Origin of the sequence: Acinetobacter lwoffii (genome assembly GCF_024129115.1) — a bacterium.
In the GTDB taxonomy this organism is placed as follows: domain Bacteria; phylum Pseudomonadota; class Gammaproteobacteria; order Pseudomonadales; family Moraxellaceae; genus Acinetobacter; species Acinetobacter lwoffii_T.
In genome coordinates, this window is sequence record NZ_JAMXXO010000002.1 from 22,515 (window position 1) to 48,180 (window position 25,666).

Here is a 25,666-nt window from a genome sequence, read left to right on the forward strand (position 1 = left end):
AAAAATATTAGATTTCAGCTTTTAAAAAAGCAGATCAGTTGATCTGCTCATTTCCCACACGTTGACGGAACTTCTGTCCCGCACGGAAGGTTACTACACGGCGTGCAGAAATCGGAATCTCTTCACCCGTTTTCGGGTTACGGCCTGGACGTTGACGCTTGTCACGCAACTCAAAATTACCAAAACCCGAAAGTTTTACTTGCTCGCCTGAGATGAGCGCCTGGCTAATCTCATCGAAGAACAACTCAACCATTTGTTTTGCTTCACGACGGTTTAAACTCGTGAGCTCACTTAAATGATCAGCCATTTCTGCTTTAGTTAGTGCTGTCATGAAGCCCTCAATGTCGCTTGGTAAGTGTTTTCTAACACTTGAAGGATATTATCCATACCTGATTTAATTTCAGCATCTTCCAGTGTACGGCTTGGATGCTGCCAGAGAAGTGCAAATGCCAGTGAGCGTTTCCCTTCTTCTACTCCTTGTCCAGTGTACACATCGAACAACCAAGTTGAGTCTAAAAGCTCTCCGCCTGTTTTTTCGATAAGTCCCTGAATTTCGCTAACATTAATCTTATCACTAATTAAAAGCGCAATATCACGTCGAACCGATGGAAAACGTGATAATTCTGTAAAATTAGATACATAAGTTTGCAAAACAGCCGCTTGATCCAATTCTGCTACCCATGTGGTTGCCAGATCAAGTTCGTCTTCAAGTGAGGGATGTAAACGCCCCAAGTAACCAATTGATTGACCATTCACGAGAATTTCTGCGGATTGCCCTGGGTGCAACCAGCTACGCTCTGAACGCACATATTCTACTTTGACACGACCAGCAGCCAGAATTTCTTCTACATCACCCTTAAAGTCAAAGAAGTCCATTGGCTGTGCCTTACCATGCCAAGACTCAGCATGACGTGAACCAGTCGCAATCAATGCAAAAGTTGGAATCTGTTTTAAATCATGGATGCTGCTGGCTTCTTGATAGTCGAAACGCAGACCGAGCTCAAAGAAACGTACACGGCTTTGCTGGCGGTTGACATTGTACTGAACACAAGGAATCAGGCTAGACAGCAAGGTTGAACGCATCACAGCCAAATCACTTGAAATTGGATTAGCTAATGCTAATGGATTCACACTGGAATTAAGTTGCTTTTCAAGTTTTAGGTCTGAGAAGCTAAAGCTGATCGCTTCTTGGTAACCTAAAGTTACGGCAGTTTGACGGAGTTGGCCCAACTCAAATTGATCTTGGTATTTCGCCAATTTCACATCAATCACAGGCAGACTGATTTGAATATTGTCATAACCGTGAATACGTGCCACTTCTTCAATCAAATCTTGGTAAATCACCATATCATAACGATGTGATGGCGGTACCACTGACCACTCGCCTTCTGCTTTTACTGTAACTTCACAACCTAAACGGCTTAAAGCATCAGTAATGAACGCTGAGTCAACACTATAGCCTAGCAGTTGATCGACTTGTGCTTGATTCAACTCAATTGCGTCGCGTGTTGGCAATAACGCTGCATTTTCGGCAACTGTAATTGGTCCAAACTCACCGCCCGCAAGTTCCGCAATCAATTGTGATGCGCGGTGCATAGCGATCAATGGCAATTCAAAATCGACACCACGTTCATAACGCTGAGAAGCATCAGTATGCATGCCAAAGCTACGTGCACGACCGGCAATATGCAATGGCGCGAAGAATGCTGATTCCAGGAAAATTTCAGTGGTTGCATCGCTGACTGCTGAAGACAAGCCACCCATAATACCAGCAATGGCCAATGCTTTTTCATCATCTGCAATCACCATCACTTTTTCGTTGAGTTCAACTTCTTGTTCATTGAGCAAAACTAACTTTTCAGCTTCCGTCGCTTGACGTACATGTACCGCACCTTGAACTTTACCGCCATCAAATGCGTGTAGCGGTTGACCAAGCTCGATTAATACATAGTTGGTAATATCGACCAGAATGCTGTGCTGACGAATACCTGAACGTGCCAATGCACGCTCCATCCATACAGGAGTCACAGCCTTGGTATTGACGTTCTTGATGACACGACCCAAATAGCGTGGGCAGCCTTCAGTCGATACAACGACTTTCTTTTCTTCGCTAATAGTCGCAGCTACTTCTTTAATTTCAGGGGCAGTTACTGGCAATTGGTTAATCACACCAATTTCACGTGCGATCCCGCGAATACTGAAGCAGTCCCCACGGTTCGGTGTAATGCTGATGTCAATCACGTTGTCATCAAGGTCTAGATATTCACGAATGTTCATACCTACTGGTGCATCCGCTGGAAGCTCTAACAAACCATCAATTTTATCTTCTAAATCGATTTCTGAAGCGCCGCACAGCATGCCTTGTGACTCTATACCACGTAGCTTGCCTTTCTTGATTTTGAAATCGCCTGGAAGTACTGCACCAATGGTCGCAACTGGCGCTTTCATGCCGGCACGTACGTTTGGCGCACCACATACAATTTGCAGTGGCTCACCTGAACCGATATTGACAGTGGTCACACGCAAGCGATCTGCATCAGGATGTTGTTCTACCGTCAGGACTTCCCCCACCACTACGCCGGTAAAGGGTTTAGCTGCAGGCGCAAGTTCATCCACTTCCAGACCCAACATGGTCAGTTGATCAGAAAGTTTTTCGCTATCGATGGCTGGGTTAACCCATGTGCGTAGCCAATTTTCGCTAATTTTCATTGATATAAAACCTGTAATTCAAATCTCTAGAATCCCCCTCTGCTCCCCCATTTTCCAAAGAGGGAGAACTCCATCTATTTCGCGGAGTTCCTCTCCTTTTTAAAAGAAGAGGTTAGGAGAGGATTATTAAAAAGTTTTAAGCAAACTGGCGTAAGAAACGCACATCGTTTTGGAAGAACATACGTAAGTCATTTACGCCATAACGCAGCATTGCAAAACGTTCAACACCCAGACCAAAAGCAAAGCCTTTGTATTTTTCAGGATCAATGCCTGCAGCTTGCAGCACATTCGGATGCACCATACCGCAGCCTAATACTTCTAACCAGCGACCGCGTTCATCCATAATATCCACTTCCGCACTCGGCTCGGTGAACGGAAAATAAGATGGACGGAAACGTACTTTCAAATCTTTTTCAAAGAATTCGTTCAGCAGGTTAATCAGCAAACCTTTCAGTTCCGCAAAGCTGGTATTTTCAGCCACGTATAAACCTTCGATCTGATGGAACATCGGTGAGTGGGTTTGATCCGAATCACAACGGTAAACACGGCCCGGACATACGATCTGGATTGGTGGCTGCTGAGTTTCCATGGTACGAATCTGCACACCAGACGTATGCGTACGCAGCAAATGGTTCACATCAAAATAGAAAGTATCGTGCATGGCACGCGCCGGGTGATGACCCGGAATATTCAGTGCTTCAAAGTTGTGATAGTCATCTTCAACTTCAGGACCTGTTGCAACCGTAAAACCTGCCTTGGTAAAGAACTGGCAAATACGCTCTTGCACCTGGGTCACTGGATGGATACTGCCCACCTGTTGGCCACGACCTGGTAAAGTAATATCAATGGTTTCGCTTGCCAGTTTTTGTTCTAAGGCAGCTTTATGCAATTCTGCCTGACGTGAGGTCAATGCAGCGGTAATAGTTTCACGTACAGCATGGATTTGTGCGCCGAAGACTTTACGTTCTTCAGGATCCATTTTACCAAGCGACTTAGATTGTTCCGCGAGCTGGCTTTTTTTCCCCGTAAATTGCACTCGTACTTGATCAAGTGCAGCAAGGTCTTGAGCTGCTGCAATCGCAGCGAGCGCTTCAGTGGTCAGGGCTTCCAGTGACATAGTAACTCTCAAAGCAACAGGTTAAAAAATATTTTAAAAACCCCACATTCTAACAGTTTTTAGACACTTTGATGAAGATGCGTTTTAAGGAAAATTAGATTGGCATGATTAAATATAAAAAGTATAAGATAAACACAATATCAATCAGATCAAATCACTATGGCACTCGATCAAATTTGGAAACAGCAGCTGACCCTGGTCACTTACGGCAATGAGTATCTGGCTCAGGACCTGAGTTTCAATCGTTGGATTCAACATTCCATTTTTAATCAGCACCAGTTCGCCTTTCGGGATCTGATGTCACAACATCTGTTGGCTCAGCATTTTCAGATCTGGCTGGAAGGTCTGAAAAAACAAGACGTGCGTCGCCTCAGCTTGCATCGCTCTGATTTACTGGTTGATGAAAAAAATCCGAATGCCAATGTCGAGCTACTGCCACTGGCACATTTTATTGTCAGTCATGGTGCCAAAGCCAAAACCGCCTGGATCATTGGCAAAGAACTCCCTGAATGGTACAGCGCAGACAATGATTACGAAGCGCCTAAATCACAGCAGTCTCCTTTACGCCATGAAACATTCTGGTGTTATGAGCTGAATCCTAAACTGGCCAAGCGCATTGATGTCGATCTGGAAGCCCCAAACTGGGATGATATTCAGGCCTATACCGATCATGAACTGTTTGAAAGTAGCCTTGCCCAAGATTTTACTGAACCGGCGTATACCAATTTGCCTTATTACGGCACCATGCCTGCCATTCAGGTCGATAGCGAAAGTCATTTGGCCTTAATTCCCACTGACTATTCAGCGGATTATGCTCACCAGACTTTGTACCGCCTAGATGCCTTAAATGACTTTATTCAAACTAAAATCCAACATCCCTATCGTGCAGATGGCGAAGTACTCAGCCCGGAGCAGCAACTCAATCTGCGACATTTTTCGCAAAAAATTGATGATTTAAGTGCTAAATTCATCAGCAAAGTCGCCAATCACTATAAGACCGCGCAGCTTACCCCTAAAGTTGCACCTGATCCATTTATCGGTATGAGTACTGAAGATCGTTCACCAAAAATTTCTAAAGCAGAAAAACCTCAGGACCCAGGAAAATCCAGTTCGTCTGCAAATGTGCTGACCTTAATTGTGATCACTGTGATTATCTGTCTGATTGGCTACTATTTCGGCCTTTAACATTTTGCCAGAAAAGCTTGAACATCACGGGCAGAATTCAATGGATATTTTGATATTCATGAGCAGGCATCAACTTGAAATAATGCTGACGATTTTGTGATAGGTTTTCCTCATCCATCAGATGATGGAATCACGACTGAGTATCTGTCTTAAAATTTCAGCATTATTTGAATGAGCCGAAGCTGTCATTTGCTGATCGCCCGGAAATGCTCTCTTAATTGACCGATGGATATATTGAGATAAAAGGATAAATCTAGCCAGATCACGGTATCAATCTCTGCCCATTTGACCGGAATGCTACACGTATAATTACCATCAATCACATAACTGGATTTCGCCCTACCCTATATTTTTGTCACTGATGTTAGCTCGAGCACTAAATTATTTTCCATGATCCGGGTGGATTAAAAGTTAGCGATTCCATTGATAACATAAGTCTTTAAGATTCTCGCCCAGATCGCTGGCATCTCCTTCACTGACAAAATAGGCGCCGGTCTTTTCATAAAAATAACGACTGGAATTCAGGTTCAATACGCTGCATTGCATATGCTGGTAGGATTTTTCTCGACTTAAACCCAGACCCCAATTGAACCAAATCACATCCAATGCCGCGACCTTGAATCTTTTGAAGCAAATAAAGTGCTCTCAATTCACTGATTGGTGCATCTACCGGAAAATTAAAAGCAGCAAAACCCAAAACTTGAGCATTTTCTTCATAGACAAATACCCGTCGATTCTTCTGTTCAAGCACAGAACGCCACAAAGCGGCTCTTTGTTCTACACTCAACTTATCGAGAATCTCTGGTTTAATGATATTTTGATAGCTTTCATGCCAGCTTTGTACATGCACTTGGGCAATCGGCAGGACATCCTGTTGAGTGGCAAGTCGAATCATTATTTTTAAGCCTTGTTTTTTAATTATTCAATTTCACAATGACTAAAAAATGTAAGATTTACAATACTGATTTTTAAATAATATTTTAAATGACTACTTTTATTTAAGCATAAAAAAAGACCACCAAATGGCGGTCTTTTTTCAAGTCATAAAGACTTATGCAGCCAATGCATCTTTAGCTTTAGAAGCTAAAGCAGCAAACGCAACTGCGTCATGCATAGCGATGTCAGCAAGTACGCGACGGTCGATAATCACTTGAGCTTTTTTCAAGCCAGCGATCATACGGCTGTACGACAAACCATTTTGACGAGCACCAGCGTTGATACGTGCAATCCACAAAGCGCGGAATTGACGTTTCTTCTGACGACGGTCACGGTAAGCATATTGACCAGCTTTGATTACCGCCTGGAACGCTACGCGGTAAACGCGTGAACGAGCACCATAGTAACCTTTAGCGCGAGCAAGAATTTTTTTGTGACGGCGATGAGCCTGTACACCACGTTTTACACGAGCCATTTATAATCTCCTTAGATGTACGGGCACATACGACGAACTGAAGCAACGTCACTTACGTGAACCATTACACAGCCGCGCAATTGACGAATACGCTTAGCAGATTTTTTGGTCAAAATGTGGCGTTTGAACGCTTGTTTACGCTTAAAACCGTTAGCAGTCGCTTTAAAGCGTTTAGCTGCACCACGGCGAGTTTTCATCTTAGGCATAACAACCTCTTTTGAACACCTGTTCGGCTCGTTTGCACCATTACAAAACGACCTGCAGGTAAGGGAGCGAGTATTCTAAAGCATCTTTGTTTAAAACAAAAGCATCTTCACCCAATAAGCGAATTTAAAGAATGATTTCGCTCTGAAAATAGTATGCAAGACTGGATCAGGAAAATAGCTTCAGGCTTAGAACATGGCAAAAGCCGCATAGACAAATAGATAACGTCCAATTTTAGCCACGCTGACCATCAGCAGAAAACGGGCGAAGTTTTCTTTTAATAGTCCTGCAATCAGAGTAATCGGATCACCAATGATAGGCACCCAGCTCAGCAATAAAGACCAATAGCCATATTTCTGATAGGTCATTTGCGCCTTGAGCATCTTGTCTTCTGAAACCGGAAACCACTTTTTATTCTTATAATGTTCAATCTTGAGTCCTAGATACCAGTTGACACAGGACCCCAGAATATTGCCCAGACTGGCCACGGCAATTAACAGCACTACATGCTGCTTGTTCTGTACTAAAAGCCCCAGTAACACAGCTTCAGACTGTAAAGGCAATAAGGTCGCTGCACCAAAGGCCGACAGAAACAGTAAAAACAGGCTCATTACAGCATTAACGGCTTAAGCCCATTTTTTTCTTGGCTTTACTGTATTCCCAACTGGACCAAACAACTGCTGTCACCATCGCCATGATCCGTGCCCACTTATACTGCTCATTAAGCGGTGCAATTGCAGCACGTAAAATCTGCTGATCTTTGGTATTCAAGGCAGCAATCACCTGATCGATATGCACAATTTCAGCAATATACAGCACTAAACATGCAGCAATGCCGAAAAGAATGCTCCAGTAAATTCGGGTATTACTTTCAACAATCCTGGTAAAGTTCAGAAGAAAATCGTTCATATATCCATCCAATAAAAAACCACCGTAAGGGTGGCTTTATTTGCTTAAGGCTATTTTAGCATAAAAGGCAGACGCTTAACTGACCTGTATCGCCAGCGCTTTCTGAACCGCAGGACGGGCATTCAAGCGATCGATATATTTGGAAACTTCAGGATAATCTTCCAGATTGATCTGCTGCCAGTCGTGTCGCAATAACCACGGAAATATCGCCATATCGGCAATCGAATATTCGCCGGCAACATAATCCTGTCCGACCAGCTGTTTATTCAACACCCCATATAAACGCTTGCTTTCATTGACATAGCGCTCTGTGGCATAAGCAATCCGCTCAGGTGCAAAACGGCTAAAGTGATGATTTTGCCCGAGCATCGGCCCCAAACCGCCCATTTGCCACATCAGCCACTGTTCAACCTGAATACGCTTCACTTCATCGGTTGGATAAAACAGACCTGTTTTGCGACCCAGATATTGCAAAATCGCACCTGACTCAAAAATTGAAATGGCGCGGCCATGTGGCCCATCCTGATCAACAATTGCCGGGATTTTATTATTGGGAGAAATAGCCAGAAAATCGGACTGGAACTGGTCATTTTCCAGAATATTGATGGGAATAATTTGATATTCCAGCCCCATTTCTTCTAGAGCAATACTAATTTTATGGCCGTTGGGGGTGCCCCAATAATATAAATCGATCATTTTCTTTTAATACTCCCTGCACTTTTACTGTGCGACGATGTACTCAACATAGAGGATTTAGAAAGAAACAACAAGTCTGCATTTGAAAATTATTTTTCAATAAATATCAAAATCTTATTAAAAATTTATATAATTTTTTATTTTTGATCTTGAAAATTTCAGCCTCAAACACATATTTATTTCTGCATAAGGATTGCGTCAATCTTATGCGCTGTTGATGTCTGACATGACAGATCTTATTTTCTTGTTTTTATAACTTTGCTTAAGTGAGAAGGTTCTAATCATGAGTAACTTAAATCTTCATCCATTATTTCGTCGTAGTATTGGTTTTGATCGCTTGAATGACTTTATTGATTACGCCATGCAAAGCGATGCGCCAAATTATCCACCGTATAATATCGAAAAGCATGGTGAGAATAATTACCGCATCGTGGTGGCAACTGCGGGTTTTCGTCAGGAAGAACTCGACATTCGTCTGGAAAATAAGTTGCTAACCATCTTGGGCAAGCCTGAAAACCAGAGCAATGACACTATCGAATTCCTGCACAAAGGCATTGCGCGACGTGCATTTAAATTGTCTTTACGTCTGGATGAATATATTGAGGTACAACAGGCAGACTATGAAAATGGTTTATTGATCATTGACTTGCAGCGCATTATTCCAGAAGAAAAATTGCCGCGTCAAATCCCGATTGGCAATAAACTGCTTATTGCAAATGATGAAAAATCAGTGGAATAAGCTTGATTCAGTACGCAAAGGAAGGTCCGCAAGGGCCTTTCTTTTTGACTACAGATTCCCTAAGCTCATGGAGGCAATACGCTTTCTGATCATAAAAATAAACCATGAATGCGCCAGAAAATATCCTGTTTCATCAAGCCAGCCCGATCATGCGCGCTATGGGATATTTACTTTTTTGTTATCCGGTCGGAATATTCAGCATTTTTTATTTCAGCAGTGCGCGTAGCAATTCCAGCTTTCTTCAAGGTCTGTTATTTTTATGGCAAGAGTCTCCTGGCTTTTATGTTTATATTGGCGGCTTTCTTGGTCTTTCGCTGCTTATGCTGGGAACCAAACTGAAAATAACCTCACACGCCATTTATTATACTTTGGCCGGTTTTCGCATCAACCTGTGCTTAAAACGACATTCGGTACAGTATAGTTTTCTAAATCCGCGCTATGCTTCTCTTAAAGCACATCTCAAACGCTGGCTCTATAACATGCCAGCGCATGTGATCAGTCAACGCGATGGCACTTTGGATTTTAAATTGTGCCAGCCTGGTCTGATGAATCAAATTTGCCTCGGGTTTTTCCGGATTCAGCTATCGATGTTTTCCCGCCAGCAAGCTCAACAGATTATGCAGGCCATACAAAGTGCCTGGAATTTTAAAGCATAAAAAAAGCCCTGCATATGCAGGGCTTTTTTCGCTTAATGAGTGCTTACTTTTTCTTTTTAGGACCAAGTAGCATACCCATTTGACGGCCTTCCATTTTCGGCATCTGCTCAACAGTACCGAATTCAGCCACGTCAGCTTCAATTTTTTGTAATTGAGCTAGACCCAACTGTTGGTGCGCCATTTCACGACCACGGAAACGAAGCGTGATTTTCACCTTGTTACCTTCTTCAAGGAACTTGATGATTGCACGTAGTTTTACGTTGTAATCACCAACATCAGTACCCGGGCGTAGCTTGATTTCTTTCACCTGGACTTGATGTTGTTTTTTCTTCGCTTCTTTCTGCTTTTGCTTAAGATCAAACAAATGCTTGTTGAAGTCCATGATCTTACATACTGGTGGTTCAGCGTTTGCTACGATCTCAACAAGATCAAGTTCAACACTTTCTGCTGCGCGTAGGGCGTCAGCTAAGCTTACAATCCCTTTTTGCTCACCATTTTCGTCTACAAGACGGACTTCTTTCGCACGAATTTCATCATTCAAGGCAGGACGGTTTGATTTGTTACCGCCCTGTTGATTACGGTCAGGCTGTTTAATCGCTGTTACTCCACAATGTACCGGCCGCGTTCGGCTACGGCTGCTTTTACTAGGTCAACGAAAGCATCGATTGACATAGTACCCAAATTTGTTCCTGAGCGGGTACGCACGTTTACGGTACCTTCCTCTACTTCACGGTCCCCAAGTACCAGTAAGTAAGGAATACGCTCTAATGTACGTTCACGAATCTTAAAGCCGATTTTCTCATTTCTCAAGTCAGAAATTGCACGGATACCGTTTTCTTTAAGTTTTGCGACGACTGACTCACATGCCTCAGCTTGAGAATCGGTAATGTTCATTACACACGCTTGCATTGGTGCCAACCAAGGTGGCATGAAGCCTGCGTAGTGTTCGATCAGTATACCAATAAAACGCTCGAAACTGCCAAGAATTGCACGATGTAACATTACTGGCTGATCGCGGTCATTATCTTCAGTGACATAAGATGCATCTAGACGTTCTGGCAAGTTAAAGTCACACTGAATGGTACCACACTGCCAGACACGACCTAAGCAATCTTTCAACGAGAATTCAATCTTCGGACCGTAGAATGCACCTTCGCCCGGTTGCAGTTCCCACTCAAGACCGGCAGCATCTAAAGCATCTGCCAAAGATTTTTCTGCCATATCCCAAAGCTTGTCATCACCAACACGTTTTTCAGGACGTGTAGATAACTTCATTTGTACTTCTTCGAAGCCAAAATCTTTGTATACGTCCAGTGTCAATTTGATAAAGTCTGCAACTTCAGGACCAATCTGTTCCTTGGTACAGAAGATATGTGCATCATCTTGGGTAAAGCCGCGTACACGCATAATGCCGTGTAAAGAACCTGATGGTTCGTTACGGTGACATGAACCGAACTCTGCCAGACGTACAGGAAGATCACGGTACGACTTCAAGCCCTGATTGAACACCTGTACGTGACAAGGACAGTTCATTGGCTTCACCGCATAATTACGGTTTTCAGAATGCGTCGTGAACATGTTATCTGCATAGTTGGCAGCATGTCCTGATTTTTCCCACAATGTGAAATCTACAACCTGTGGTGTACGAATTTCTTCGTAGCCATTGTCTTGCTGAACTTTACGCATGTATTGTTCAAGCACTTGGTAAATGGTCCAGCCGTTCGGATGCCAGAACACCATACCTGGTGCTTCTTCTTGCATATGGAACAGATCAAGCGCTTTACCGATTTTACGGTGGTCGCGTTTTTCTGCTTCTTCAATCCGTTTTACATAGGCTGCAAGCTGCTTCTTGTCTGCCCACGCTGTACCGTAAATACGTTGTAGCTGTTCGTTTTTCGCATCACCGCGCCAGTAAGCACCAGAGATTTTAGTCAGCTTGAACGATTTTAGGAATTTGGTGTTTGGTACGTGCGGACCACGGCACATATCCAAATAATCCTGATGGTAGTACAAGCCCATTTGCGTTTCTTCAGGCATGTCTGCGATCAAGCGCAATTTGTATTCTTCGCCACGCGCAGTGAATTCAGCAATCACTTCATCACGTGGTGTCATCTTCTTCACAACATCATAGTCTTGGTCGATGAGCTTTTTCATACGCTCTTCAATCGCTGCCATGTCGTCTAAGGTAAACGGACGTGGCATCCAGATGTCATAGTAGAAACCTTCCTCAATGACCGGACCAATCACCATCTTTGCTTCTGGGAACAGTTGCTTAACCGCATGACCGACCAAATGCGCGCAAGAATGGCGAATGATCTCGACACCGGCTTCGTCTTTAGGCGTGATGATTTGTAGTGTTGCATCTTCAGTGATGAGATCAGACGCATCAACCAAACGATCGTTGACACGACCAGCAACTGTATTTTTTGCAAGACCAGGACCAATGCTAAGTGCAACGTCCATCACAGATACGGCGTGATCAAACTGTTTTTGATCGCCATTTGGCAAAGTGATAATTGGCATAAGAAATCCTTAAGGAGTGATGCCCCGTACCATGGAGCATATCACCGCGAGATTATGATCGAGGCACAGCCTCAAAAGATAAAAACGGTGGATAAATAAAATCGATTCGAATTTTACACGGCTTGGCCGCATGATTAAACCTTTTCCCAATAAAAATAAGATTTACCGTCAAATCTGTGCCTGATCTTTAAAGGCTTAGGCTCATTTTTTAGTTCAAAATCTCGTTATTCCCGGAAAGTCTGCCACTGGAGAAACTTTCCTTCTGTATAAGCATAAAGCTGAGCGAATTGCGGGATGATAGCTTCACTTTGTGTCGGTCTTATAAACACATAATCATCGACATGAATATCGCACTGTATAGGCACCTGTAGCATCTCCTGATTACTACTGCGGCCATACAACACATGCGGTCGGCTTTTTTCAGGGTAGATATAATCCGCTCGCCAATAGCCCCCATAAATAAATACGGCTTTATATTGATGTGGAAGATGATTCATCAGCTCCAGACCGGGAATCTGGCCACAAGGCAAAACTTTCAATACTGGAGTGGCAATCCAGAGTGCACATTTGAGTTCCGATAAATGATCCAAATCAAAATCACTCGGCTTGACCAACATGGAACCAAAAGCCAGATCATTGCATTCGCTCTGCTGGCAATGCTGCATAAAGGTCGGACTTCCACCTCCGTTAAAGCACAGCCCCTCATGCCATAAATCCGGGAATTGCTGCTGAAGAATGGCTTTGTAGTGTTGATAAGTGTGTTGCGATTGTTGATAACTTTTTTCAGGACTTGTTATGATTTTTGGTAACTTTGCGACATGCGCGTCATAGCCCATCAAACCTGATAGTTTTAAATGCTTTGAATGTTGTTGAATCAGCTTAAGCAATGCCACAAATTGCTGCGAATTTTGTACTCCACCACGATGCAAACCGACATCAATTTCAATATTTACATTCAAACTGATGTCGAGTTGTTGAGCGAGCTGCAGATATTGTTGTAATCGCCCCAGATCATCAATCAGCCATTGAATATAAATATCGTGTTGACCATTGCTTTGATAAAACAGTTCTACTGCCCGGATCGGCATAGACTTACCCAGCAAAATATCGGCTTGTTCAAAGGCTTGGATAATCTCTGCGAGATGCGGAAGATGAAACAGCATAAAATGCTGAGTATTCAGTTTTTCACTAGCCAGTTTAAGCAACTGCATATTGGCCAAGGATTTCACCACCAAGCGTGGTTTTAACTGCGTAGGTAATTTTGACTGTACATAGTCCAAATTATATTGATAAGTTTTTACATCTAAAATCAGTTGCGGCGTGCCTGTTCCCTGCTGTTTTAAATCCTGGGTTAATTGCTGAAAATAATTTGATTGCATCGCCATTTCCTAATTTTCAGGCAAAAAAAGCTGCTTTAAGTACGGATTTAGCCATTTTTGCTGCGGATCCAGTTGCTGGCGCAATCTCATAAAATCCTCCCATTTTGGGTAGAGATCACGCAGCGAAGCGGCTGTCATGCTGTGCAACTTTCCCCAATGTGGCCGTCCCTGATACTTCTGAAAAATCGGCTCGACCAGATCAAAGATCGCGTGGTAATCCTGTTTATAAAATTGATGAATCGAAATGGAGACCGAATCACGCTGATAAAAAGGACTTAGCCAGATCTCATCGCCTTTGACATAACGGAACTCGATCGGGAAAAACATCGGCACTTGGTGTTTACGTAAAATATGCAGAATCTCGTCCAGACACTGCAAGCCTGAATCAACCGGAATCTGATATTCCATTTCATTAAATTTGGTCTGGCGCGGGGTCGGAAAAATCCGGGATGACCAATCTACATAGCAAGTCGGTTTGACAAATACGCCGAGCAGTTTTTGCAGATAGGGATTTGTCTTTGGGAAGAGTCGCGTCAATTCCGAACATAGAGTCAATAAAATATCTTCCGGAGGCCAGCTCTCCTGTCTCGGCTGAATGTCCTCCTCCGTGTCATCCAGAGTTTTCAGCATCACTTGATCGGCATGTAAAAAAGCCCAAAATTCAATATGCCGGTGCTGATGTTTCCATTGATCAATATGGGTAAATATGTCTTTTAATGAACACAGCCGAATCTGTTCTTTTAGTTTATATCGTGGCCGATTTTGCAGGGTGATTTGGGTCAATACACCCAAGCTGCCAATGCCACCCGTCCAGCCTGAAATATCTCAGCATTCTGCTCACGATGACATTGCAACAGCTCTCCATCCGCGGTCAGTAATTCAAAGCCTTCCACGAAAGCAGAGATGCAAGGTAAATCGATGCCCGTGCCATGCGTTCCGGTAGAAATCGCTCCGGCCAGACTTTGCTGGTCTATATCACCCTGATTGATTAAGGCCTGATTGATCGGTGCCAGATCTTTCCCTAAATCATATAAACGCGTACCGGCCTGCACAGTGCATTGGGTTTTCTCTTGATCAAAGGCCACGATACCTTTGAACTGATCGAGATTAAGCAAAAGGTCATCAGTCTTGGCCAAAGCACTAAACGAATGTCCTGCACCCACAACACGGATATGCTCACAGGATTTCACTATTTTTTGTAATTCACTGATTTGGCTAGGCTGACAAATCCGAGCAGCACTGGACTGGCTCCCCGACCAGTTTCGCCAGACGTCATTCGCCTGTTGTATTTTCATTATTATTCTCTGGCTTATATTATTTTAATGATTCAACTAGAGTAAAATACCTAAAAAATCAAACTTGGGAACCCAGGCGTTCAGAACATTTAAGTAGGGTTAAATATTTTTATTAATATTCAATTACTTAGAATTTGTAAAATCGTACTCGACTAAAGCATAAATGCAAGATTTCTGAGAAATACATATCTTTTCAAAAGGATATGAAAATAAATATAGAACGGAGTTTTACAATGGTTAGCGCATATGATGAATTACCGCGTACCCCCGCGAATTTTGTAGCCTTATCACCTTTACGCTATCTTGATCGTGCAGCTTATATCTATCCAAACCAGAACGCGATTATTCATGGTAAGCGTCGTATTACCTGGCGTGAGAAATACAACCGTTGTCGTCAGTTTGCCAACCAACTCCAAAAATTAGGCATCGATAAAAATGATACCGTGTCTGTCTTACTGCCTAACGTCCCTGCCATGATCGAAGCGCATTTTGCTGTGCCGATGGCAGGCGCAGTTCTGAATACCTTAAATACCCGTCTGGATGCCAAGACCCTTGCTTTCATGCTAGAACATGCTGAAAGTAAAGTGTTATTGGTCGATCCTGAATTTACCGCACTTGCGACTGAAGCACTCGCTCTAGTTTCACAAGACATTTATGTCATTGATGTGGCCGATGTAGAGTTTGAAGGTGAAGATCAACGTATTGGTCAAATTGAATATGAAGAATGGATTGCGCAAGGCGATGCAAACTTTGAATGGCATCTACCACAAGATGAATGGGATGCCATCAGCTTAAGCTATACCTCTGGAACCACAGGCAACCCGAAAGGCGTGGTCTATCATCATCGCGGTGCCTACATTAACGCAGCCAGTAATATTATTGCCTGTGGCATGACACCACGTGCCACCTATTTATGGACACTGCCGCTATTCCACTGTAATGGTTGGTGCTTTGCCTGGACCATGGCAGCCAACGGCGGAACCAACGTTTGCTTGCGTAAAGTCGATGCTGAACTGATCTTTAAACTGATTGCCGAACATAAAGTCGATTACTTCTGTGGGGCACCGATTGTCCTGTCGATGCTGATTAACACACCTGAAGAGAAAAAGACCAAAATTGATCACCGTGTCGAAGTGATGGTGGCGGGTGCCGCACCTCCAGCAGCAATCATTGAAGGCATGCGCAATATTGGCATTAACGTAACCCATGTCTACGGCCTGACAGAAACCTACGGTCCTTCTGCACTGTGCGCATCCCAAGCCGGCTGGAGTGATTTATCTATTCAGGAACAAGCACAGTTGCACTCCCGCCAAGGCGTACCTTATCCATTGCAAGATGGCATGAAAGTGCTTGATCCGGATACCATGCAGGAAGTGCCACATGATGGTCAGACCATGGGTGAAATCATGTTCCGTGGCAATATCGTGATGAAAGGTTATCTGAAAAATCCTGAGGCGACCGCTGAAGCCTTTGCCGGTGGCTGGTTCCATACAGGAGATCTGGCAGTTTGCCAACCGGATGGCTATGCCAAAATTACCGACCGCTCTAAAGACGTGATTATTTCCGGCGGAGAAAATATTTCTTCACTTGAAGTGGAGGAAGTGCTGTATCAGCATCCGGCGGTGCTGACTGCGGCGGTAGTCGCCAAGCCTGATCCACGCTGGCAGGAAGTTCCTTGTGCCTTTATCGAACTCAAAGAAGGAAAAAAAGCCACAGAAGAAGAAATTATGGAATTCTGCCGTGAGCATCTGGCCCGTTTTAAAGTGCCTAAGGATGTGGTGATTACCGAAATTCCAAAAACTTCGACCGGAAAATTGCAGAAATTTGTTTTACGTGAATGGGCCAAAGAGCGCGCGCAAGGTGAATTCTCTTAATTCCATACAAACGTGTTCTTTCAAAATCTACTCAATAAAAAATCGTGCTAAGAAAACTTAACACGATTTTTTATTGAAATAACCTCTCCCAAACCCTCTCCTGCAAGGAGAGGACTTTAAGGAACTTACATCTCAACCATTTCTACCCCATCAATGCGTGCCACAGTCATCAAGTCTTTATCACCACGACCTGAAACCGTCGCAATAATAATCTGATCCTTGTCCATGGTCGGTGCAAGTTTAGTGACATAAGCCATAGCATGTGCGCTTTCTAAAGCCGGAATAATGCCTTCAATCTTGGTCAAGTCGCGGAAACCCTGTAAAGCTTCCTGATCATTGATCGGCACGTATTTCACGCGATCCATATCTTTCAGAAAACTATGTTCCGGACCCACACCTGGATAATCCAGACCTGCAGAAATTGAATGTGTTTCGATGATCTGGCCTTGCGCATCCGACATCAGATAAGTACGGTTACCATGCAGAACACCGACATGACCGGCATTCAATGGCGCAGAATGTTTACCTGATTCAATCCCATGACCTGCTGCTTCAACGCCGTACATTTTCACATCTTGGTCATTCAGGAATGGATAGAACAAGCCCATTGCATTAGATCCACCACCGACACATGCTACCAGGGCATCTGGTAAACGGCCAGCCTGTTCCAGAATCTGACGGCGTGCTTCACGACCAATGATCGACTGGAAATCACGAACCAGTTGCGGATATGGGTGTGGACCTGCCACAGTACCAATCACGTAATAAGTTGAATCAACATTGGTCACCCAGTCACGCATGGCTTCATTCATGGCATCTTTTAAGGTTTTAGAGCCACTTTCTACCGGCACAACCGTCGCGCCTAATAAACGCATACGGTAGACGTTCATCGCCTGACGTTTTACATCGTCTGCGCCCATGAATACTACACATTCAAGACCTAAACGTGCTGCAATTGTTGCCGTTGCTACACCATGCTGGCCTGCACCTGTTTCGGCAATAATACGTTTCTTGCCGGAAAGCTTCGCCAGTAAGGCCTGACCGATTGTGTTATTTACTTTGTGCGAACCGGTATGGTTCAGGTCTTCACGTTTCAGGTAAATCTGTGCGCCACCCAACTCTTTCGACCATCGTTCAGCATGATATAAAGGACTCGGACGACCGACGTAAAACGCCATGTCACGGTCAAATTCTGCCAAAAACTGCGCATCATCTTTCATACGGAAATAGAGCTTTTCCAAGTCTTCTAAAGCCGCCATGAGTGTTTCTGACACAAAACGTCCGCCATGAATACCGAAATGCCCGCGTTCATCCGGGAATTGGGTATAGTCAACTGCCTGACTGTTCTGGCTAGTACTTTGCTGATCCACGATGGACTCCTTGCATAAAGCGTTCTATGAGTTGTTGGTCTTTAATACCTTTTGCGGACTCGACACCGCCACTCACATCCACGGCATAAGCCTGTGTGGTGAGAATTGCCTGTTCGATATTGTCAGGATTTAAACCGCCTGCCAAGATCAAGGGAATATTGAGTTTGGGAAATGTGTCCCAATCGAAGCTGTGCCCTGTGCCACCTTTCAGATCAGGATGCCATGCATCTAATAGCACTGCGCTTGCGCCTGCATCTTGATAACCTTGAATTTCTGCAACCACATCCAGATCAGGTTGCACCTGAATGGCTTTATACCAGCGGCGTCCGACCTGCTGGGCGATGGCCTGACATTGTTCAGGTGTTTCATCGCCATGAAATTGCAAAATATCGAGCGGAACGGTTTTAAGAATATGCTGAATTTCATCTGCGCGACTATTTACAAATAAACCTACGGCCTGCACATAAGCCGGAACCGCCCGGATCAGGATTTCAGCCTGCTCTAAAGTAACATGTCGTGGACTCGGTGGATAAAACACAAACCCTATCGCATCACAGCCAGCATTGACTACGGCATGTACATCTTCAACTCGGGTGATTCCACAAATTTTGGCACGGGTTCGCATATTATGTTGGCTCTAGATCTACCAATGTATTGAACAATCTATAAGATTGGGGCAAATCATTGTAATGCAATTTTTCTGACTTGCGTAAAGTTCATCTGGATTATTCTCTATGCAGATTGTATATAACTCATACTGACTTTATACTGCGCTCACTTTGCAGCAAGTCCAAGCCTTCAGGCTTTAGGGAAGCTGGTGTAAATCCAGAACTGCCCCCGCAACGGTAAAAAATGAAACGTCTATCAATTTAAACTCTTCGGTTTACACCACTGCATCTTGATGTGGGAAGGTGGATATACAGCAAAGTCGCTGCTTTGCACATTTAAGTCCGGAAACCTGCTTGTTGTGTTCTATAACTCAATCATTCACGGGGAAGTGAATGTAGGGAGCAATTCATGTCTATTCAATTTCAACCTACTGCCTTGGTAGGTGCGATCGCACTTGCGTTGGGTACCACTTCATCTGTTTTTGCTAACGAGCAAAAAGTTGCGAAAGCATCTTTAGATACCATTGTGGTCACGGCAACTCGCTCTGCAGAAAACATTGAAAATGTACCAGCGCGTATTTCGATTATTGAACCTGTAATTCTTGAGCAATCACCTCTTAAAGCACTACCAGATTTACTCAAAACAGACCCAAGTATTAATGTCGTGCAATCGGGTGGTTATGGCCAGCAAACTTCTATTTTTTTACGCGGTACCAATTCCAATCAAGTTTTAGTACTACGTGATGGTGTTCGTTTAAATACAGCCACCACAGGTGCAGCGTCTATTCCTTTTTTAGACACCACTGATCTTAAACAAATTGAAGTATTAAAAGGCCCTGCGTCTGTGCTTTATGGTACAGACGCAATTGGTGGTGTAGTGCAGTTTGTAACAAAAACGCCTGAAAAAACGAGTGCCTTTGTAACAGGTGAAATTGGTGAGAATCAAACCTACAAATCAATTATTGGGGCTGACTTGGCAGAAAATGGGGTGTATGCGCAGATTCGCGGTCAAGTTTTAGAAACTGACGGCACACCTGTATTCAATATCAATGACAACCGTGACTACAGTTATGATCAAAAAGGCTATAGTGCAAAATTCGGTATTGAAAAAGAGCGTTATGCAACATCACTCGATTACAGTCAAAATTCAGGAAATGTCCAATACAGTAATTGGGGTGCATTTTCCAGCCAAGATTTTGAAAATAAAATTGTAAACTTAAAAGGTCGTATTAACCCAACACAAGCCACTGAAATTAATGCACGTCTATCTCAGTTTAAAGATGACTTAGATCAGGTCACATCAAGCAGCTTTGTACATAGCACCACGCAAGAAGCAGAAATCTATGGCAAATGGAATTTCACAGCAGCACAAAATGTTTTACTGGGCATTACCCAGCGTAATACCGATGCAAAAACCCAGGCTATTGATGAAGATATTAATTCAACAGGCTACTATATTCAGCATCAGTATCAGACAAATAGCTTAAGCACTCAGATGGGTGTGCGTGTCGAAGATAACGAAAAATTTGGCTCACATACCGTTGCACAAGGTGGTATCCGTTATCAATTGCTCCCTAATACCAGCATTTATACCAATATTGGTTCAGCATTTAAGGCACCGACTTTAAATGATATGTATGCTTTTGGCGGCAATGATCAACTGAAGCCTGAAGAAAGCATTTCGTATGAAATGGGGATAGATCAAAAACTTCCATTAAATATTTTAGTAGGTGCTTCCGCTTTCTATACGGAAGTCGATAATTTAATTAATTCGGAATGTATTATTGATTGTGGAGAAGAGTGGCTTCCAACTACTGTTTACCAAAACCAAAACATTGATGAAGCCAAGATGACTGGCGGCGAATTGACGGCACAATGGGCAAAAGATCAGTTCTTTATTAATGCCGGTTACACTTATGTCAAAACTGAAGATACGAAACAGAATTCAGAGCTATTACGTCGCCCTCGTCAGTCATTCACTGTATCGACAGGTCTACAAAATGCCGATTACGGTTTAAGTGCTGCACTGGTAGCAAAATCGAAAGCGAAGGACTTTAGTCGTGATATTCCAGGTTATGCACGTGTTGACTTAAATGCATATTGGAATATTAATCCAACAGTTAAACTGTTTACTAACATTGAAAATGTCGGTGATGTGAAATACAAAACTGTGCATAGCGCTGGCGACCAGTACTATGTGAACGGTGGCCGTCTCGCTTCTGCAGGTATCACCTTTAAATACTAAGCTCTAAACAGCAAAAAACTTTAAAACAGCGCAGTTTATGGATAATGTTATGACCGACATTATCCTTTTTTATTATCTTCATTAAAAATTCAAGGAACACATATGGGCCACCGTTTAAGCAAAATCTACACCCGCACAGGCGATTCAGGTACCACAGGACTCGGTGATGGCTCACGTGTTGCCAAAGATGATTTGCGTATCACAGCACTCGGCGATGTCGATGAACTGAATGCCGTGATTGGCGTATTACGCGCACAAATTTCAGCAAGCAACATTGAAGATCAAGCCGCTTGGGATAAATCTTTAAGCCTGATCCAGCACTGGTTATTTGATCTGGGCGGTGAAGTGTGTATTCCGGGTTTTAATCTGGTGCAACCGGTATCGATTGAGTTTCTGGAAAATGATATCGACCGCATGAATGAAGCTTTGCCGATGTTAAAAGATTTTATTCTGCCTGCTGGAACGTTGGTGTGCAGCTTTGCCCATCAGGCCCGCGCTGTTTGCCGTCGTGCAGAACGCAGCGTGATGTCGGTACATCACCGTGACCAAAACATTCAGGCAGCGTCACTGCAACTACTTAACCGTTTATCGGACTGGTTATTTGTAGCATCACGCACCCTGCAACGCGCTGAAAGCGGTTCCGAAGTGCTGTGGCAAAAAAATATCAATGACAGCATCGAAAAGTAAAATTATGTTTCAAGTTAGCATCTAAAAATACACGTCAGATGTCTCTTGATTTTACAGAGCATCTGACGAAAATAGAAAGTGTCATCCTTCTGTCACGTAGCCCTCGCAAAATGAACTTAACTTTCCCACTCATGAGCATCTTATGCGCATAATTGGTCATCGTGGTGCACGTGGTGAAGCCCCTGAAAATACCTTGGGCGGTTTTCAATATATTCAGGAGATCGGCATTCGCGCCGTTGAGTTTGATGTCCGTCAGCTCAAAGACAATGCCTTAATCATCATGCATGATGACGACTTTGTGCGTACCACCGGTTTGCAGAAGCATCTATACGAGTGTAACCGTCAAGATCTTACCCAATATAATCACGCAGTGGCCTGGTCAGAATGGAATAAAATCGAAGCGACCCCACTGCTCGATCAAACCTTAAATGTCATTCGAAATTTCGAGCATATTGAAGTCGAAATTAAAAGCGTAGCATCTGAAGCAGCAGCTGAAAAAATCGCGTTTGAAGTCGAACAGCAGTTACAAGGCTATGAGCAGGCAGCCATTATTACCAGCTTTGATGCCAAAATTCTGGATGCCTTCAAACAGCAAAACTCACGTTTAAAACGCGGTTTATTGATTGAAACCGATGTCAAACATCAGGCCATTGATCAGGCGCTGGAACTTGGATGCTGTCATATTGGCTGGATGGACGAACTGGCCAGTAAAGACCTGATTCAAGCCACGCAGGCTGCCGAGTTGAATATCAGTGTCTGGACAGTCAATGATATCACCCGTGCGAAACAGCTGCGAGACTGGGGCATTCAGGGGCTGATTACCGATTATCCAAAACTGATGCTACAACAACTCTAAATAATCTCTCTTAGCCTTGATTGATCTAGGTATTTCTTGACCCAGTTCATTTCGATGACGCAATAATGAAAGTGTGAACCTTCCTTAATCAGATTTTATTTAAAAGTGAAATTAAGTTGCCCAACCTCTATATTCTGCAAATTTCCTGATAATATTGTAGAAATTATGAACAACGATTTTCATCTGATTCATTCCGTTTCCATTTTCTGAAAGAGTGATAATCCTCAGTTACTTAGTCGGAAATCAGAGCCTGTCTACGCTCGCAAAATGGTCACTTCTGCCCTACTTATTCTGTTACCGACAAGTACAATACAACCGTACAATAATGCTAGTGATGCCTTAGGGCGCATGCTAATATGGACAAGATAGGCTGCTGTTAAAACCAACAGTAGTTTCTGCTTTTTGTTATACCTTCCGAGGTTCTAGGAGTGCTGTTGGAGATGAATGCTCCCTTACCCAAAGCCCCCATCAACTGGATTGCTGTGTTTGCATTGGTATTTTTACCAATCGTAGCCCTGATCGCGATTCCGTTGTATGCGTATCACCATGATTTTAGCGCTGCCGCTTGGATCAGTATGTTTGTTTTACTGGGCGTAAGCAGCCTCGGCATTACAGCAGGATACCATCGCCTGTGGGCACATCGTGCTTATGAAGCCACTTTACCATTAAAAATCATCTTGATGATTATGGGTACATTTGCTGTACAGAATAGTATTTTATTCTGGGCATCTGGTCACCGTACCCATCACCGTCATGTCGATGATGTTGATCAAGACCCGTACTCGATCAATAAAGGCTTCTGGTATGCACATATTGGCTGGATGTTACGTGATTATCCATCTGGTGCTGCCAACTATAAAAATGCGCCAGATCTATTAAAAGACAAAGTGGTGATGTTTCAGGACAAATACTACGTTCCTTTAGTGATTGCTGTTCATGCTGCGATTTTATTGCCAATTGGCTGGGCAGTCGGCGATGTATGGGGCGTGTTGCTATTGGGTGGATTAATGCGTTTAATCCTGAGCCATCATGTAACCTTCTTCATTAACTCACTGTGCCACATGTGGGGAAATCGTCCTTATACCGACGAAAATACTGCACGTGACAACTTCGTACTCGCGGTTGCAACTTGGGGTGAGGGTTATCATAACTATCACCACATTTTCCAATACGATTACCGTAACGGCGTGAAATGGTGGCAGTACGATCCAACTAAATGGTTGATCTGGACTTGTTCTAAACTTGGTTTAGCTAAAAACTTGCGCCGTATTCCTAGCTTCAATATCAAAAAAGCGGAATTGGCAATGAAGTTTAAATATGCTGAACAGGATCTTGCGGTATATGGCCATGATGTTTCTGAAGATATCTCGGCGGTAAAAACCAAGATCGCACAGGAATATGATGCATTTACCCAAACCTTAAATGACTGGGCGAAGCTGAAAGAACAGGAAATTCAGGTCAAGAAAGCATCGATGGCTGAAAAAATCCATCAGATGGATGACAAGCTAAAAGTTGAATTCCAGCTGGTTGAACAGCGTCTTTCTCATCATCGTCAAACCTTGAATCTACTGGTTCGTAATTTGAAAAAATCTGCAGTTTCTCAATAAAAGCTGTTGAACACTAAAGCCCCGATTGGGGCTTTTTTTATGTCCGAAAGATAACGTGAACTCTCGCTTATACAACAGTTTTATACAGCTATCTTTGTTATAGTAAATTTATTCCAATCCTGTACTGATGCCATGTATTTTAACTCTCGCTATCAAACACTGCCCGCCCGCCTCTATCACCATCAAGTTCCGCTGCCGTTAAAAGGTGTAAAAGCCGGGCACTTCAATGCCGCTTTGGCAGAACAACTGCAATGGTCGGACGAAGACAAGGCGCAATGGGTCGAGATTTGTAGTGGTCAGAAAGTCTTTGCTGAGTTTGAACCTTTGGCTATGGTCTATGCAGGTCATCAGTTTGGACAATGGGCAGGACAATTGGGAGATGGTCGCGGGTTATTGATTGCTCAAATTCTGGATCAGAATCACCAGACCATTGACCTGCATTTAAAAGGTGCTGGGTCTACGCCTTATTCACGCATGGGCGATGGTCGTGCAGTACTGCGTTCAGTCATCCGTGAGTATCTGGCGGGTCATGCCTTAAATGCTTTGGGTGTAGCATCCAGTAATGCAGTGGGCTTTACCTCATCGATGCAAGGTATTCAGCGTGAGAAGCTAGAGCCGGGCGCGATGATGTTGCGTACTTCAGACTGTCATATCCGTTTCGGCCATTTTGAATGGATCAATCAGTATCAGCCAGATCTACTAGCTGAATTTACCCAGAAATGTATCGAATGGCATTATCCAGAATGCCTGCAAGCCGAACAGCCGATTCTGAGCTTTGCCACAAAAGTTATTCAGCGCACTGCGGTGATGATTGCCAAATGGCAACTGGTTGGTTTTGCACATGGCGTGATGAATACTGACAACCTGAATATTACCGGTTCAACTTTGGACTTTGGTCCTTATGGCTTTATGGAGCGCTTCCGTCCGAACTGGATCAATAACCACTCGGATTATCAAGGGCGTTATACCTATCAGCAGCAGCCAAGTATCGGACATTGGAATTTGTGGCAATGGTTAAATAATCTGGTGCCGCTCTGCCCTACAGATTATGACAAAGAACAATGGAAACAGGATTTGGCAGCATGTCTGGAGCACTATGAGCCAACATTCTTAGAGCATTATAAATATGGTTTAAATCAGAAAATGGGCTTGCCAAGTTTCCATAAAGACAGTTTTGATTGTGCGATGGCATTTCTGCGAATTTTGCAAAGTGAGCAACTGGACTACACCCAGAGTTTTATCCGTCTGCAAAATAAAGACTATGAAGCCATTAAAGATGATTGCTTAGACCGTCGTCAGTTTGAAGCATTTTTGACGCAATATGAAAGCATTCGAGAACAACAGGATATTGAAGAGTTACACGCCGCCATGCACTTGATCAATCCACATTATATTCTGCGTAATCACATGGCACAGAAAGCCATTGAACTGGCAGAGCGGGATGATTTTTCTGAAGTCGACCGCCTGTTTAAATTACTCAGTCAACCTTATCTGAAACAGTCAGATCTGGAACAGCCTGAAGATTTAGCGCCATTGCCGAGTGACGTGCCTGAAGTCATGGTGAGTTGTTCTTCTTAATAAAAACGAAGCATATCG

Annotated in this window: 23 protein-coding genes, 1 pseudogene and 1 riboswitch; of the genes and pseudogenes, 9 read left to right on the top strand and 15 right to left on the bottom strand. The window is 43.5% G+C overall.

Features of this window, described 5'->3' with window-relative positions; translation table 11 throughout:
* Window positions 1-34 precede the first annotated feature (34 nt).
* The 3 genes from NI470_RS02690 to pheS form a co-directional block, all read right to left on the bottom strand.
* A complete protein-coding gene (locus NI470_RS02690) occupies window positions 35-331 on the bottom strand; it encodes an integration host factor subunit alpha (protein ID WP_004783565.1) in 297 nt (98 codons plus the stop codon).
* Window positions 328-2,709 (bottom strand): phenylalanine--tRNA ligase subunit beta, encoded by a 2,382-nt coding sequence (gene pheT / locus NI470_RS02695; protein WP_253147667.1) that lies wholly within the window; start codon window positions 2,707-2,709, stop codon window positions 328-330. The genes NI470_RS02690 and pheT overlap by 4 nt, the downstream gene beginning before the upstream one ends.
* Window positions 2,710-2,845: 136 nt before the next feature.
* Window positions 2,846-3,826 (bottom strand): phenylalanine--tRNA ligase subunit alpha, encoded by a 981-nt coding sequence (gene pheS, locus NI470_RS02700; RefSeq protein ID WP_004278272.1) that lies wholly within the window; start codon window positions 3,824-3,826, stop codon window positions 2,846-2,848.
* Between the two features lie 159 nt (window positions 3,827-3,985).
* On the opposite strand from pheS, the gene NI470_RS02705 reads away from it, so the two are divergent.
* Complete coding sequence (locus NI470_RS02705; protein WP_155861725.1) at window positions 3,986-5,011, top strand: hypothetical protein; 1,026 nt, start codon at window positions 3,986-3,988, stop codon at window positions 5,009-5,011.
* A gap of 499 nt (window positions 5,012-5,510) precedes the next feature.
* Here NI470_RS02705 and NI470_RS02710 read toward each other — a convergent pair whose 3' ends face one another.
* The 6 genes from NI470_RS02710 to NI470_RS02735 all read right to left on the bottom strand — a co-directional run bounded on the left by NI470_RS02710 (window position 5,511) and on the right by NI470_RS02735 (window position 8,231).
* Window positions 5,511-5,906 (bottom strand): GNAT family N-acetyltransferase, encoded by a 396-nt coding sequence (locus NI470_RS02710; RefSeq protein WP_253147668.1) that lies wholly within the window; start codon window positions 5,904-5,906, stop codon window positions 5,511-5,513.
* Between the two features lie 156 nt (window positions 5,907-6,062).
* Complete coding sequence (gene rplT / locus NI470_RS02715) at window positions 6,063-6,422, bottom strand: 50S ribosomal protein L20 (RefSeq protein ID WP_004647525.1); 360 nt, start codon at window positions 6,420-6,422, stop codon at window positions 6,063-6,065.
* An 11-nt stretch (window positions 6,423-6,433) separates the two neighbouring features.
* On the bottom strand, window positions 6,434-6,628 hold the full coding sequence (gene rpmI, locus NI470_RS02720; RefSeq protein ID WP_004278281.1) for a 50S ribosomal protein L35: 195 nt from the start codon (window positions 6,626-6,628) through the stop codon (window positions 6,434-6,436).
* Window positions 6,629-6,814: 186 nt separating this feature from the next.
* Entirely contained in the window at window positions 6,815-7,237 is a 423-nt protein-coding gene (locus NI470_RS02725) for a YqaA family protein (RefSeq protein ID WP_253147669.1), read from the bottom strand.
* Window positions 7,238-7,244: 7 nt separating this feature from the next.
* On the bottom strand, window positions 7,245-7,535 hold the full coding sequence (locus NI470_RS02730; RefSeq protein ID WP_253147670.1) for a hypothetical protein: 291 nt from the start codon (window positions 7,533-7,535) through the stop codon (window positions 7,245-7,247).
* Between the two features lie 75 nt (window positions 7,536-7,610).
* Window positions 7,611-8,231 carry a glutathione S-transferase family protein gene (locus NI470_RS02735; protein ID WP_180087063.1) on the bottom strand — a complete coding sequence of 207 codons (621 nt, stop codon included), beginning with the start codon at window positions 8,229-8,231 and terminating at the stop codon, window positions 7,611-7,613.
* 283 nt (window positions 8,232-8,514) lie between these two features.
* Between NI470_RS02735 and NI470_RS02740 the strand changes: the two genes are divergently transcribed.
* Both NI470_RS02740 and NI470_RS02745 read left to right on the top strand, forming a co-directional pair.
* Window positions 8,515-8,970 carry an Hsp20 family protein gene (locus NI470_RS02740; RefSeq protein ID WP_224217215.1) on the top strand — a complete coding sequence of 152 codons (456 nt, stop codon included), beginning with the start codon at window positions 8,515-8,517 and terminating at the stop codon, window positions 8,968-8,970.
* Between the two features lie 104 nt (window positions 8,971-9,074).
* Complete coding sequence (locus NI470_RS02745) at window positions 9,075-9,626, top strand: hypothetical protein (protein WP_253147671.1); 552 nt, start codon at window positions 9,075-9,077, stop codon at window positions 9,624-9,626.
* A 43-nt stretch (window positions 9,627-9,669) separates the two neighbouring features.
* On the opposite strand, the gene infC is transcribed toward NI470_RS02745, so the two are convergent.
* From infC to NI470_RS02765, 4 genes and pseudogenes are all read right to left on the bottom strand, one after another.
* Window positions 9,670-10,221, bottom strand: a complete 552-nt coding sequence (infC, locus tag NI470_RS02750) for a translation initiation factor IF-3 (RefSeq protein WP_071850398.1) — start codon at window positions 10,219-10,221, stop codon at window positions 9,670-9,672.
* 5 nt (window positions 10,222-10,226) lie between these two features.
* Complete coding sequence (gene thrS / locus NI470_RS02755; RefSeq protein WP_004278291.1) at window positions 10,227-12,149, bottom strand: threonine--tRNA ligase; 1,923 nt, start codon at window positions 12,147-12,149, stop codon at window positions 10,227-10,229.
* Between the two features lie 224 nt (window positions 12,150-12,373).
* Entirely contained in the window at window positions 12,374-13,528 is a 1,155-nt protein-coding gene (locus NI470_RS02760) for an alanine racemase (RefSeq protein ID WP_253147672.1), read from the bottom strand.
* A 9-nt stretch (window positions 13,529-13,537) separates the two neighbouring features.
* Window positions 13,538-14,823, bottom strand: a pseudogene (locus tag NI470_RS02765) (D-arabinono-1,4-lactone oxidase).
* 233 nt (window positions 14,824-15,056) lie between these two features.
* On the opposite strand from NI470_RS02765, the gene NI470_RS02770 reads away from it, so the two are divergent.
* Complete coding sequence (locus NI470_RS02770; protein ID WP_253147673.1) at window positions 15,057-16,697, top strand: acyl-CoA synthetase; 1,641 nt, start codon at window positions 15,057-15,059, stop codon at window positions 16,695-16,697.
* A 125-nt stretch (window positions 16,698-16,822) separates the two neighbouring features.
* Here NI470_RS02770 and trpB read toward each other — a convergent pair whose 3' ends face one another.
* Entirely contained in the window at window positions 16,823-18,067 is a 1,245-nt protein-coding gene (trpB, locus tag NI470_RS02775; RefSeq protein WP_004732965.1) for a tryptophan synthase subunit beta, read from the bottom strand.
* A complete protein-coding gene (locus NI470_RS02780) occupies window positions 18,048-18,692 on the bottom strand; it encodes a phosphoribosylanthranilate isomerase (RefSeq protein ID WP_219308489.1) in 645 nt (214 codons plus the stop codon). Before NI470_RS02780 ends, trpB begins: the two co-directional genes overlap by 20 nt.
* Window positions 18,693-18,836: 144 nt before the next feature.
* A riboswitch (cobalamin riboswitch) is annotated at window positions 18,837-19,047 on the top strand.
* 37 nt (window positions 19,048-19,084) lie between these two features.
* Here NI470_RS02780 and NI470_RS02785 point away from each other — a divergent pair.
* From NI470_RS02785 to NI470_RS02805, 5 genes are all read left to right on the top strand, one after another.
* Window positions 19,085-20,920: a TonB-dependent receptor plug domain-containing protein gene (locus NI470_RS02785; protein ID WP_253146987.1), complete on the top strand. Its 1,836-nt coding sequence runs from the start codon at window positions 19,085-19,087 to the stop codon at window positions 20,918-20,920.
* Window positions 20,921-21,022: 102 nt separating this feature from the next.
* A complete protein-coding gene (locus NI470_RS02790; RefSeq protein ID WP_005107832.1) occupies window positions 21,023-21,607 on the top strand; it encodes a cob(I)yrinic acid a,c-diamide adenosyltransferase in 585 nt (194 codons plus the stop codon).
* Window positions 21,608-21,749: 142 nt separating this feature from the next.
* Window positions 21,750-22,463: a glycerophosphodiester phosphodiesterase gene (locus NI470_RS02795; protein ID WP_253147674.1), complete on the top strand. Its 714-nt coding sequence runs from the start codon at window positions 21,750-21,752 to the stop codon at window positions 22,461-22,463.
* A gap of 440 nt (window positions 22,464-22,903) precedes the next feature.
* A complete protein-coding gene (locus tag NI470_RS02800; RefSeq protein WP_004647507.1) occupies window positions 22,904-24,070 on the top strand; it encodes an acyl-CoA desaturase in 1,167 nt (388 codons plus the stop codon).
* A gap of 132 nt (window positions 24,071-24,202) precedes the next feature.
* Window positions 24,203-25,648 (top strand): protein adenylyltransferase SelO, encoded by a 1,446-nt coding sequence (locus NI470_RS02805; RefSeq protein ID WP_253147675.1) that lies wholly within the window; start codon window positions 24,203-24,205, stop codon window positions 25,646-25,648.
* Window positions 25,649-25,666 lie beyond the last annotated feature (18 nt).